Here is a 12,964-nt window from a genome sequence, read left to right on the forward strand (position 1 = left end):
TGCGGGGGCCTGATTTCACAACCGAGATTCAACAAGGAGTGAGAGTAATGACAACAAGACGTAAGTTTCTGCAAACCGCAGGTGTGGGGGCAATGGCCGCCCCGCTGGCGACACCCGCCCTGGCACAATCCACCATCAAATGGCGGATGCAGACCTATGCCGGCACCGCCCTGGCCGAGCACGTGGTGAAACCCGCCATCGACATGTTCAACCAGATCGCGGGCGACCGCATGCAGATCGAGCTATTCTACGCCGATCAGCTGGTCCCCACAGGTGAGCTGTTCCGCGCCATGCAGCGCGGCACCATTGACGCTGTGCAGTCGGATGATGACTCGATGGCCTCGCCCACCGAGGTCACCGTTTTTGGCGGCTACTTCCCCTTTGGCTCGCGCTATTCGCTCGACGTTCCGGTGCTGTTCAACCAGTACGGCCTGAACGAGATCTGGGACGAGGAATATTCCAAGGTTGGTGTGAAACACATCTCTGCCGGCGCCTGGGATCCCTGCCACTTTGCCACCAAAGACCCAATCCGCAGCCTTGCAGATCTGAAGGGCAAGCGCATCTTCACCTTCCCAACTGCCGGTCGCTTCCTCAGCCAGTTTGGCGTTGTGCCGGTGACCCTGCCTTGGGAAGACATCGAGGTCGCCCTGCAAACAGGCGAGCTGGACGGCGTTGCCTGGTCCGGCATCACCGAAGACTACACCGTTGGCTGGGCAGATGTGACCAACTACTTCCTGACCAACAACATCTCTGGTGCTTGGGCTGGGTCCTTCTTTGCCAACCAGGGCCGTTGGAACGAGCTGCCCGAAGATCTGCAGACCCTGTTCCGCGTCTGCTGTGACCAGTCCCACTACTATCGTCAGTGGTGGTATTGGGGGGGCGAAGCCTCCCTGCGGGTCAATGGCCCCAAGATGGAGCTCACCACCATTCCCGACGAAGAATGGGCCACAGTCGAAGGTGCTGCGGTTCAGTTCTGGGATGAAATCGCCGCCGAAAGCCCCACCAAGGCCAAGGTTGTCGAGATCTTCAAGAAGTATAATGCTGACATGCAAAAGGCCGGTCGCCCCTACCGCTACGGCTAAACCCATCTGTCCCGGCGCCGCTGGTGCCGGGACACCCTATCTAGACAGGAAAGTGCCCTATGACTGGTGTTCTGACATTTGACGATCTGAAAGCCCAAGTCGCCGCTGGCGAGGTGGATACCGTGCTGGTTTGCCTTGTGGATATGCAGGGCCGCCTGATGGGCAAGCGTTTTCACGCCGGGCATTTTGTTGCTGGCGCCTGGGAAGAGACCCATTGCTGCAACTATCTGCTGGCCACCGACCTGGAAATGGCAACGCCCGATGGCTTCGCCTCGACCAGCTGGGAATCCGGCTATGGCGACTATGTGATGAAACCCGATCTTGCCACCCTGCGCCCCCTGCCCTGGCTCGAGGGCACGGTGATGGTGCTCTGTGATGTGCTGGATCACCACAACCACCAAGAGATCCCCCACAGTCCCCGCGCCATTTTGAAGAAACAGATCCGCCGCCTTGACGCGCTTGGCTTTGATGCCATGACCGCGACCGAGCTGGAATTCTTCCTGTTCGAGAAAAGCTTTGACGAGATCCGCAAATCGGACTTCCGCGATCTGCAGCCTATTTCAGGCTACAACGAGGACTACCACATCCTGCAGACCACCAAGGAAGAGCACGTGATGCGCCCCCTGCGCAATCATCTGTGGAATGCCGGCATCCCGGTGGAATGCACCAAGGGCGAGGCCGAAACCGGCCAGGAAGAGCTGAACATCAAATACGGCAAGGCCCAGGATACCGCCGATTTCCACACCATCGCCAAACATGCCACCAAAGAGATCGCCTGGCAGCAGGGCCATGCCGTGACCTTCCTGCCCAAATGGCACCGCGACAAGGTAGGCTCCTCCAGCCATGTGCACCAGTCCCTGTGGAAAGACGGCAAACCCGCCTTTTATGACGCGCAAGATGAACTGGGCATGTCGGCGCTGATGAAGAGCTACATGGCAGGCCTGTTGAAATATGCGCCCGACTACACCTATTTCATGGCGCCCTATATCAACAGCTACAAGCGCTTCATGAAGGGTACCTTTGCTCCCACCCGCATCATCTGGTCGGTGGACAACCGCACCGCTGGCTATCGTCTTTGCGGTGTTGGCAGCAAATCAATCCGCGTCGAATGCCGCATTCCGGGGTCGGATATGAACCCCTACCTGGCGATGGCAGCCATGTTGGCTGCCGGTATTGCGGGTATCGAGGAAGGGCTGCAGCTGCAGGCGCCCGCAACGGGCGATGTTTATCAGGGCGACAGCGGAATGATCCCGGAAACCCTGCGCGACGCCCGTCTCAGCCTCAAAGACTCTGCCATGCTGCGCGCTGCCATGGGCGATGATGTGGTGGACCACTACACCCGCGCCGCCGAAGTTGAGATCGAAGATTTTGACCGCGTGGTCACCGACTATGAAATCGCCCGTGGGTTTGAGCGCGTCTAACGACGCGCGGCCTTCGGCGAAGGTATTTTTAGCAAGATGAAGGGGGGGCTCCCCTTTCAAACGAGATGAGGATGAATATGGGCCAGACCCTGAAATGTATCTCTCCGATTGACGGATCGGTTTATGCAGAGCGCCAGACCCTGTCCCGCGAAGAGGGATTTGCTGTCGCCACTGCGGCGCGCGCGGCGCAAAAGGCCTGGGCTGCACGCCCAGTGCAGGAACGCATCAAGCTGGTCATGGCAGGCGTAGCCGCTGTTGGCGCGATGAACGATGAAATCGTGCCCGAGCTGGCCCATATGATGGGGCGCCCGGTGCGCTATGGTGGCGAGTTTGGCGGCTTTAACGAGCGCAGTTCCTACATGGCAGAGATTGCCGAAACTGCGCTGGCAGATATCGAAGTAGGCGATGATGCTGACTTTAAACGCTACATCAAGCGTGTTCCACATGGGGTTGTCTTCATCGTGGCCCCCTGGAACTATCCCTATATGACGGCGATCAACACGCTGGCACCTGCCCTGATTGCCGGCAATACCGTGGTGCTGAAACATGCTACCCAGACGCTTCTGGTCGGGGAACGCATGGCAGCGGCCTTCCAGGCTGCTGGGGTCCCTGCCGAGGTGTTCCAGAACGTATTCCTGGACCATGACACCACTTCGGCCCTGATAGCGGACCGCGCCTTTGACTTTGTCAATTTCACCGGGTCAGTTGGCGGCGGCCAGGCAATGGAACGCGCCGCGGCGGGCACATTTACCGGCGTCGGCACCGAGCTGGGCGGCAAAGATCCTGGTTATGTGATGGAAGACGCCGATCTGGATGCAGCCGTCGACACATTGATTGATGGCGCCATGTTCAACGCCGGTCAGTGCTGCTGCGGGATTGAACGCATCTATGTGCACGAAAGCCTTTATGATGATTTTGTCGCCAAGGCGGTCGAGATCGTCAAAGGCTACAAACTGGGCAATCCACTGCAGGAGACAACGACCATGGGCCCAATGGCCAATGTGCGTTTTGCCGCTGAAGTGCGCGCCCAGATTGACGAGGCCATCGCCGCGGGCGCCGTGGCGCATATCCCCACCATGGCCGAAGACGATGGTGGTGCCTATCTGACGCCGCAAATCCTGACAAATGTCACCCATGAGATGCGGGTGATGCGGGATGAAAGCTTTGGCCCGGTGGTTGGCATCATGAAAGTGTCTTCCGACGCCGAGGCTATCGCGCTGATGAACGACAGCGAATTTGGCCTCACAGCCTCGCTGTGGACCCAAGATCTGGACCGCGCTGCCCGCATCGGTGATGAGATCGAAACCGGCACCGTGTTCCTGAACCGTGCGGATTACCTCGATCCCAGCCTGTGCTGGACTGGTTGCAAGAACACTGGCCGCGGGGGAGGTTTGTCCGTCATCGGCTATCAGAACCTCACCCGCCCCAAAAGCTATCACCTGAAGAAACGCACCGCCTAGCAGCTTTCATCTTACTACAAATATCTCGGGGGAGCTTGCCGCAAGGCAAGCGGGGGCAGCGCCCCCTCTCCCGCTCCATCACAGGAAAACGCATATGAACCTCGTTGGAAACTGGTCCTATCCGACCGCAATCAAATTCGGCGCTGGCCGGATTAAAGAACTGGGTGAGGCCTGTGCCTCTGCCGGGATCAAAAAGCCACTGCTGGTCACCGACAAGGGGCTGGCGGATTTGCCCGTCACCAAAAGCACCCTCGACATCATGGAGGCCGCAGGCCTGGGTCGGGGGATCTTTTTTGAAGTCGACCCCAACCCAAATGAGAAGAACCTGGAGGCCGGTGTCGCGGCCTATAACGCAGGTGGCCATGATGGCGTCATCGCCTTTGGCGGCGGCTCGGGTCTGGATCTGGGCAAAATGGTCGCCTTTATGGCGGGTCAGACCCGGCCAATATGGGATTTTGAAGACATTGGCGATTGGTGGACCCGCGCCGATGCAGATGCCATTGCCCCGATCGTTGCAGTGCCCACCACCGCAGGCACCGGGTCCGAAGTCGGGCGCGCCTCGGTGATTACCGATTCTGTCAGCCATGTGAAAAAGATCATCTTTCACCCCAAAGTGCTGCCCACCGTGGTGATCTGTGACCCGGAACTCACCGTTGGGATGCCAAAGTTCATCACGGCCGGCACCGGTCTGGACGCTTTTGCCCATTGTGTTGAGGCCTTTTCCTCACCGCATTACCACCCAATGTCGCAGGGCATTGCACTGGAAGGCATGCGTCTGGTCAAAGACTACCTGCCCCGGGCCTATGCCGATGGCAGCGACATCGAGGCCCGCGCACAGATGATGTCAGCCGCCGCCATGGGGGCCACTGGTTTCCAGAAAGGTCTCGGCGCTATCCACGCCATGAGCCACCCGATCGGAGCCCATTTCAACACCCATCACGGCACCACCAATGCCGTCTGTATGCCGGCAGTGCTTGAGTTCAACGCCCCTGAAATTGCCGACCGTTTCAATATGGCGGCCGCATATCTGGGGATTGAGGGCGGCTTTGACGGCTTCCGCGCTTACGTGCAGGAGCTGAACGACAGCATGGACATTCCGCGCGGCCTGTCGGATCTCGGCGTTACCGAGGCCTCGATCCCCGATCTGGTCAAAGGCGCACTCATTGACCCCTCTTGCGGCGGCAACCCCATTGAGCTGACAGAAGAAAACCTGACGCAGCTGTTCAAAGCCGCACTGTAAACCAAACGATCCTTCACGGTTCCTGCTCCCCGGTCCATGGCCGGGGAGTTTTTGTTGAGAAACGGACAGCGCGGATCTGAACACTGCGCCTACAAGGACTGGCCCAGACTGATACGCGGGCTCAGCGCTTCGCATATGGGCACCAGTTCTTCTGCGCTGTCGCGCGCCTGCAGCAGAATTTCTGCGGCCCGCTCGCCAATGTCGCGGCGGCAGGCATCGGTGGTCGCCAATTGCAGCGGCAGTCCCGATAGAATCTGTAGATTATTGAACCCCGCCAAGGCCACATCCCCTGGCACCGACAGCCCAGTGGCAAGGCAGTGCATATAGCCGCCGACGCTCATCACATCGCTGGAATAGTAAATGCAGTCCAGATCCGGCTGGCGCGCCAGCATATTGGCGGTCAGCGCACGCCCGGTTTCTATCGAGCTGTCGCCGGCGTAGTGCTCCAGATCCACCAGTGTTACCCCCTGCGCAGCGAGCCCCTCGGCAAAGCCATCAAAGCGTTTGCGGGCGCGAAAATCCTGAGGCATCTTGGTGCCGATAAAACCAATGCGCCGATAGCCCCGCGCCAGGATTTGCGCCGCCATATCCCGTCCCGCCTGCAAATGCGAAATACCAACGCAGTGGCGCAGCGGCGTGCCATCAACATCCATCACCTCAACCACCGGACAATCCGCCTGCAAGAGCATCCGCCGGGTGGCATCGTTGTGCTCCAACCCGGCCACAATCAGGCCAGAGGGTCGCCAGCTCAGCATCTCGCGGATGACCTCCTCTTCCTCATTCAATTCATAGCCGGAAATACCAACAACGGGCTTTAGCGGGCTTTGTTTCAACACCGAAGAAATCCCGGACAGCACTTCGGGAAAGACAAAACTGTTGAGCGAGGGGACCACCACAGCCACCAGGTTCACCGATTGCGACGACAGAGAGCCGGCAATGCGATTGGGCACATAGCCATGGGCGCGGGCTATCTCCTCGACCTTGGCGCGGGTTGATTTGGAAACATCCCGGGCGCCACGCAGCGCGCGACTGGCGGTCATTTCGCTGACACCGGCAAGCCGGGCAACATCCTTCAGGAGCATTTTTTTGGTCATGGCGCATGGTCTTGCACTTCGCGCTCCACCGCAAGGGCTGCTGAACAAAACTGCTAGACTGAGGATTTTCCGAACGCAGTGCATTTTTGGCTCGACCCGGCGGGCATACGGCATCGCATCAGGAAACCTGCGCCAGGCATTTCTACTCCAACCCTGACACATCAGACCGGGACCGCCCCCTCGACGCAGGCCGCGCCAGGGGGCGGAACGTGGAATAGACGTCAATGCGCTACGGCGTCACCAACCGCACGTTTCGGCGAACGCGAGCCGACCAAAACGGGTGAGTTCTGGGCCCTGAACGCCGAGCCCGAATGTTGGGTCGACAGGCAGGCCGACCCACACCCTGGCCTTGGTCATCAGTCTGCCGCCCATCTTCGATACCTTCGCAAGGCGCCTTGAGGGGGCAAGTCAGAACTGCATCTCATAGCCCAGATCTAGCCCGTAGCTTTCGAAACCGCTTGCGCCGATGCCGTCGTAGTAGATCGCCGCGGTAAAACGCTGGTCTGCGGGTAACTGGTAGTTGATACCCAGATCGACCCGAGCCCGTCCCCCCTCGTAGTCAGGGGTGACGCTGGAGGCAAAGCCGCTGCCGTTGGTATGCGACCAGATACCCGAAACACCACCCCAGAGTTCCAGTTCACCTGTGCGTACTGGCATCATGGTGCTGAAATCCATACCGGCTTCGATCTGGCCCAGTGCAATCCCCTGTTCGGGAATGGCATTGCCCAGACTGTCCACATAGCTGTGCTGGTCATCGGTGGTGTAGGAGGCGTCCAGGAACGGCTTCAGGGTGGTTGTGCCGGAGGACAGCTCTCCGACGACCCTCAGCTGTGCCAGCATGCGCGTCGTGTTGAAACTATCCTCATAGGTTCCGAAGGGAGAAATCCTGTTGCTGGTCTCGCCATACAGCAGGCGGCCCTCGAAATAGAGCGGCTGAATGGCACTGCGGGCCACGAAGTAGGGCCCTGCCATCCAGCCTGTACCATTGACCGAGGCCACACCGGTGTCTTCACTCAGGTGATCGAACTGAAGCATCACGCCGATCAGCAGGTTTTCGTTTATCGCTCGGTGGCTGCCCAGAGCGGCGAACATATATTCACTTCTGCTGTCTCCGTCGGTTGTCCACGCCCCGTTTGCCTGCACCCAGGCCGGATAGGTCATGCCAGTCGCAAAATCGAAACTGCCGTTCCCTCGCGTAGCGACCACGTTGTAGCTGCCCTGAGGACCTCCCGACAGGAACGGTGTCAGACCGGGCTGGTTGCGGATCAACTGATTGGCCCGGCTCTGCATGTAGGATGCAATGAGCTCCTGTGTCTGTTCGACAGTGACGTCGGCGATAGTGACCTGGTTGGATGCCAGATTGCCGTTCCCGGCAGCATCAATGGCGACACCGACAGGGATGGAAACCTGGACATCCCCGGTGCCAGACGCGCGCAGCATGGCCACATAGGCGGCGTCGCTACCACTCAGATTGGTTACCGTGGCATTGGTAACGCTGATGTCATTCGCCACAAAGCCTGTCACGTTTTCCGAAAAGGTGACGGTGACGGCGAACGACCCGCCGACCGCAAGGCTCGCGGGCACTCCGGAAATACTGACAGTTGGAGCGGTGCCGTCAAACACAGCGCTGACCGTGTTCGAGGCTTCGTTGCCGTTGCCCGCAGCGTCAGTGAAGGTGTTTGCCGCGACAGAAAGCGAGACTGTGCCATCAGCGTCCGGGGTCAAGGTGGCGGTATAGTTGCGTCCCGCGCCAGTGAGAACTGCTGTTGCATTGACCAGGGTCAGATCGCTGGCGTCGAAGTCCGTGCTGTCCTCGGACAGGGTAATCGCCGATGTAAACGTCCCACTGGTCGGTCCATTCAACGCGCCGACAGAAATGGTCGGAGAGTCTGTATCCAGCGGGGCTGTGACGGTGATGGTGACGCTGTCGGCGGGCGAAGGATCAACCCCGTCGTTCACCACCAGCTCGAACGTCAGCGTGGCATCGGCATCGCCGATGGCGAGTGTCGGCGCGGTGAAGCCGGGCGCGGCGAGGGTGGCATCATCCAGCGCTACGGTGGGGCCTGCGACCTGGGTCCAGGCGTAGGTCAGGCTTTGGCCTGCGTCGTTGGCATCCGAACCACTGCCGTCGAGGCCAACCGTGGCGGCGGAGGCAACGGTGGCGTTGGGCCCCGCATCTGCGGTTGGTGCGGTGTTGCTGGGGGGGGCGAGTGACCCAGTGCCGACCTTGTACTCGTGTTCGCCAGCTGTCAGCCCGCCAGCAGCCGTGAGTAAAGTAAATTTGAAACCGATATAATCGTCTGTCCCATACGTCCCGTCAGGTCCATTCTGAGACAAGACCGGAACATCTGACAAGCTCACACCCAAGCAGTCAGCAATAACGTTACGCGTCAAAGGGCTTAGAGTTGTCATCGTGCCAAATGACCAAACCTGCCCTCCGGCAGGGCGAGCAAGGCTGCTCTTGTCGAACACGATCACTTCAGCAACGCCGAACCCGGAAACCACCCGTTTTTGCACTCGGCAGTCACCAAACGCTCCTGTGGTATTCTGGTCGTCTCCACTGTCGAAGGCCATGGCCCTTGAACTTGACATGCAAGCAAGTGCAACAATCAGGATCGCAAAGAGGAACTTGTGTGCCTGCCCATTTCTACCAAGCAGGTGGGAAAAGATCTTTTTCGGCAGGCTAGAGAAAAGCCTCGCGAAATCTTCAAGCCTCGTGAGAACCGGTCGTGATTTCATTGAATTCTGCATGCTACCCGTCGAAGTTGGGCCCTGACGGTGATCGGGGGGCGGCAAGAACAAAAACAACTGCACAACCCGACCCATGGCCCGTCGGGACAAGGATCAAATTGGCCTGTTGTTTGCGCTGACGGGCAGAAGCCCTGGATCGTCCACACGCGCAGGTCGCGGTCAGCATCTTTGTGGTACGGCCCGCACCACGGGTTCTCAAACGTATGCCGCATATCGGTTGCTTCTGCCCGCTACAAGTGGAGTCTCGCCTGATCTTGCACCTTGGTTCAGGTGTGTCTTGCGCACAACGCGGCGCCCAAATGCAATAAGGCTGATGATGTATCGCCCGGCCACTGGTCTGTTTCGACACCTCTGACAAATAGCCAGGCCAACGCGCAAAGTTCAGCATCGGTCAGTCAGGGCGCGGTCCCTTTATTCGCTGCGATCTGCGCGAAGGGCCGGTTTCTATTTTGGGGTCAGTTCAAAACCTGAAGATCACAGTCACCTGATCTTCAACAGGGTTGCTTTTCGATTTCGTTAGCGATAACGATTCGAGTAACGTTATCGCTAACAGTAAAACTTCTCATCCCGTCCTCTCGTTCACAAATCGGAGCCTCCATATGACCCTCAAAATCGCAATCAATGGATTTGGCCGCATTGGCCGTGGCGTGATGCGCGCGCTTTTGGAAAATGGCACCGGGGATATGGAAGTGGTGGCAATCAATGATCTGGCCTCGGTAGAAACACTGGCGCATCTGCTGAAATATGACTCGGTGCACGGACGCCTGAAAACACCGGTTGAAACGGGCACAGACCACATCGTCCTGGCCGGAAAGACCATTCGCCTGACCGCAATGCGCGACCCCAAAGATCTGCCCTGGTCGGATGTGGACATTGCCCTGGAATGCACCGGGCATTTCACCAGCCGCACCGCAGCTGCCGCCCATTTGGCCAATGGCTCCAAACGGGTGCTGCTGTCGGCACCGGGCAAGGACATGGATCGGACCGTAGTTTACGGCGTCAACCACACCGCGCTTACCGCGGAAGATCTGATTGTCTCCAATGCCTCCTGCACCACCAATTGCCTGGCGCCACTGGCCCAGGTGCTGGAACAGAGCTTTGGCATTCAGACCGGGTACATGACCACTATTCACGCTTACACCGGCGACCAGCCCACCCATGACAGCCCCCATAGCGATCTCTATCGGGGGCGCGCGGCCGCCCTGTCGATGGTGCCCACCTCCACCGGGGCAGCGCGCGCCATTGCCGAGGTTTTGCCGCAGCTCAAAGGCCGCCTCGAAGGCTCCGCCATCCGGGTGCCCACCCCAAATGTCTCCATGGTGGATCTGAGCTTCATGCCTGAGCGCCCCGCAACGCCAGAAGCAATCAATGCCGCCGTCCAGGCCGCAGCTGAAGGGCCACTAAAAGGCGTGCTCTCCTATGAGCAAGACCCGATGGTGTCGGTTGATTTCAACCATGACCCCCATTCCTCCTGCTTTGCTCCCGCTCAAACCACGGTAACGGCTGGGGGCCTGGTTCGGGTGGTGAGCTGGTATGACAATGAATGGGGATTTTCCAATCGGATGCTGGACACCGCGCGGCATATGGGCAGCCTGATCAAGACCACCTAGCACCCGGACCGAGATCCAGTCAGGCGTCTCAGCGCCTGGCTTTTCCTTGCAATTTTGCATCAAGAAATGGCACTCTGGCAGTATGCAAACAGAGGGCTGGATCGCCCCACCAGGGGAGAGAAGCAACTGAAATCCGTCCGTCTCAGATTGCTCCTGCTGGCTCTGTTGCCCCTCGCCGTGCTGATGCCATTGCTGCTGACGCTGGCGATGGCCCGGTGGAATGCCGATTACGATGCGGTGCTCATCGCCAAGGTCGAAAGCGATTTGCGCATTGCCGAGCAATATCTGGGCCATTTGCAGATTGGCAGCGCTGAAAGTCTGCGCAGCATTGCCAATTCCACTGCCTTTCATCAGGCACTGGCCAAAGGCCCCGCAGAGGTGCAGGCCCACCTGCAGGCGCTGCGCGATGACCTGCAACTGGATTTTCTGGACTATCTCACCCTCTCTGATCTGACACCTGACTTGGGGCACTGGCCGGTCATTCAGGCCGCATCCAGGGGCCAGCGCGCGTCGCAGATTGATATTTTCACCGCGGATGACCTTACCGATGTCGCCCCCCATCTGGCAGACCAAGCCCGGATTTCCCTGATCGAGACCGAAGCCGCCGCGCCGACCTCGCGCCAGGTCGAAGATCGCGGCATGGTGCTGCATACCGCCGCCCCGGTTGCCACCCTCGGCCATCATGGTGTGCTGCGCGGTGGCCGGCTGCTCAATCGCAACCTTGGCTTTATCGACACGCTCAATGCGCTGGTCTATCTCGGCGGCCCGGCAGAACAGAACCGTCAGGGCACTGCCACCCTGTTTCTGGACGATACCCGCATCTCAACCAATGTGCGCCTGTTCGAGGACGTGCGCGCCCTTGGCACCCGCGTTTCAGCGGTGGTGCGCAACAAGGTGCTGGGAGAGGGGCTGACTTGGCTGAACCGCGCCTTTGTGGTCAATGACTGGTATATTTCCGGCTATCTGCCCCTGACCGACAGCTATGGCACCCGGGTGGGCATGCTCTATGTCGGGTTTCTCGAAGCGCCTTATACCGCCGCCAAGAAAGAGGCCTACTGGACAATTGTTGCGGTATTTCTGGCTGTCTTGGCCTTGTCCGCCCCGCTTTTTTTATGGCTGGCCAAGGGGATCTTTTCGCCCTTGGAACGGATGAGCCTGACCATGAAGCGGGTGGAACGTGGCGACCTGACAGCGCGCAATGGCAGCACCGGGCCGCAGGATGAAATTGGCCAGGTGGCAGGGCATCTCGACAGTCTTCTGGACCAGATTCAGGAGCGTGACCAACGCCTGCGCGATTGGGCAGGGGAGCTGAACCAGCGGGTAGATCGGCGCACTGTCGAACTGCGCGCGGCGAACAAGAAACTGGAAGAGACATTTCAACAACTGGTGATGAGTGAAAAGCTCGCCTCGATCGGAGAAATCACCGCCGGGGTCGCCCATGAGATCAACAACCCGGTAGCGGTAATCCAGGGCAATGTGGATGTGATCCGCATGACCCTGGGCCCAGAGGAGGCACAGGAGGTGGGGACCGAACTGGATCTCATCGACAATCAAGTGATGCGTATTGGCGCCATCGTCAGCAAGCTGTTGCAATTTGCCCGGCCCTCGGAATTTGGCACCTTTGAGGAGAGCCTGGATCTAGCGCCTCTGGTCACTGATTGCCTGGTGTTGGTGGATCATGTGATCGCGCGACAGGCAATCCAGGTGGAAAAACGGTTTGATCAGGAAACGCACCCTGCCCCTCCTGTCCGCATCGATCCGGGCGAGCTGCAACAGGTGGTGATCAACCTGATCCTCAACGCCGCCCAGGCCATGGAGGGCGACGGCACTTTGACCCTATCCCTGCAGGGCGCTGAGCGCGACGACCGCTACGGTGCCCTGCTCACGGTTGCAGACAGCGGCTGCGGCATCCCCGAAGATCATCTCGCGGCGGTGTTCAATCCGTTTTACACCACAAAACTTGGCGAGGGCACGGGCCTGGGGCTCTCGATCAGTCAAACCCTGATCCAGCGCGCCGGCGGTATTATTTCCGCGCGCAACCGCAAGGCCGGCGGAGCCGCCTTCTCCATTTGGCTTCCCGCCGCAGAAGCTTCACAAGCCGCTGAAACCACATCCGCCGCCCAATAGCCGACAGATCAATACCCTGTCTTAGTATCCTGTCACGCAATTGCTGAATACCCGCGGTCTCGCCCCCGCGCTATGGCCCGCACTGCGCGCCTGGCCCAAGGCCCATCGGCGCGGTTCTGGCCTCGCCAGAACAGAGCTCTCCAGAACAAAGACTGGGCGCGGGAGAGCCACCGTCTGCA

Annotated in this window: 8 protein-coding genes; 6 read left to right on the plus strand and 2 right to left on the minus strand. The window is 59.4% G+C overall.

Translation table 11 applies throughout. From position 1 onward, the window contains the following. Positions 1-47: 47 nt before the first annotated feature. The 4 genes from JZI28_RS15350 to JZI28_RS15365 all read left to right on the plus strand — a co-directional run bounded on the left by JZI28_RS15350 (position 48) and on the right by JZI28_RS15365 (position 5,203). The gene (locus tag JZI28_RS15350) at positions 48-1,082 is read left to right on the plus strand and encodes a TRAP transporter substrate-binding protein (RefSeq protein ID WP_054459960.1); all 1,035 of its coding nucleotides are present in this window, start codon (positions 48-50) and stop codon (positions 1,080-1,082) included. A gap of 59 nt (positions 1,083-1,141) precedes the next feature. Then, complete coding sequence (locus JZI28_RS15355) at positions 1,142-2,503, plus strand: glutamine synthetase family protein (RefSeq protein ID WP_375698176.1); 1,362 nt, start codon at positions 1,142-1,144, stop codon at positions 2,501-2,503. A gap of 77 nt (positions 2,504-2,580) precedes the next feature. Next, on the plus strand, positions 2,581-3,963 hold the full coding sequence (locus JZI28_RS15360) for an aldehyde dehydrogenase family protein (protein WP_348155047.1): 1,383 nt from the start codon (positions 2,581-2,583) through the stop codon (positions 3,961-3,963). 94 nt (positions 3,964-4,057) lie between these two features. Continuing rightward, positions 4,058-5,203, plus strand: a complete 1,146-nt coding sequence (locus JZI28_RS15365) for an iron-containing alcohol dehydrogenase (RefSeq protein WP_375698177.1) — start codon at positions 4,058-4,060, stop codon at positions 5,201-5,203. 89 nt (positions 5,204-5,292) lie between these two features. Here JZI28_RS15365 and JZI28_RS15370 read toward each other — a convergent pair whose 3' ends face one another. Further along, positions 5,293-6,297, minus strand: a complete 1,005-nt coding sequence (locus JZI28_RS15370) for a LacI family DNA-binding transcriptional regulator (protein ID WP_375698178.1) — start codon at positions 6,295-6,297, stop codon at positions 5,293-5,295. Between the two features lie 408 nt (positions 6,298-6,705). Continuing rightward, entirely contained in the window at positions 6,706-8,634 is a 1,929-nt protein-coding gene (locus JZI28_RS15375) for an Ig-like domain-containing protein (protein ID WP_375698179.1), read from the minus strand. A 1,013-nt stretch (positions 8,635-9,647) separates the two neighbouring features. Here JZI28_RS15375 and gap point away from each other — a divergent pair. Together gap and JZI28_RS15385 are read left to right on the plus strand one after the other, a co-directional pair. Continuing rightward, a complete protein-coding gene (gene gap / locus JZI28_RS15380; protein ID WP_375698180.1) occupies positions 9,648-10,658 on the plus strand; it encodes a type I glyceraldehyde-3-phosphate dehydrogenase in 1,011 nt (336 codons plus the stop codon). Positions 10,659-10,724: 66 nt separating this feature from the next. Next, a complete protein-coding gene (locus tag JZI28_RS15385) occupies positions 10,725-12,785 on the plus strand; it encodes a cache domain-containing protein (protein ID WP_375698181.1) in 2,061 nt (686 codons plus the stop codon). The last annotated feature ends 179 nt before the right edge of the window (positions 12,786-12,964 follow it).

Origin of the sequence: Pseudophaeobacter sp. TrK17, from assembly GCF_042192375.1 — a bacterium.
Lineage (GTDB): Bacteria > Pseudomonadota > Alphaproteobacteria > Rhodobacterales > Rhodobacteraceae > Pseudophaeobacter.

Coding starts and splice junctions, on each gene's coding strand:
- gap (WP_375698180.1), top strand. CDS start 9,648: ATGACCCTCAAAATCGCAATCAATGGATTTGGCCGCATTGGCCGTGGC.
- JZI28_RS15355 (WP_375698176.1), top strand. CDS start 1,142: ATGACTGGTGTTCTGACATTTGACGATCTGAAAGCCCAAGTCGCCGCT.
- JZI28_RS15370 (WP_375698178.1), bottom strand. CDS start 6,297: ATGACCAAAAAAATGCTCCTGAAGGATGTTGCCCGGCTTGCCGGTGTC.
- JZI28_RS15385 (WP_375698181.1), top strand. CDS start 10,725: ATGGCACTCTGGCAGTATGCAAACAGAGGGCTGGATCGCCCCACCAGG.
- JZI28_RS15350 (WP_054459960.1), top strand. CDS start 48: ATGACAACAAGACGTAAGTTTCTGCAAACCGCAGGTGTGGGGGCAATG.
- JZI28_RS15360 (WP_348155047.1), top strand. CDS start 2,581: ATGGGCCAGACCCTGAAATGTATCTCTCCGATTGACGGATCGGTTTAT.
- JZI28_RS15365 (WP_375698177.1), top strand. CDS start 4,058: ATGAACCTCGTTGGAAACTGGTCCTATCCGACCGCAATCAAATTCGGC.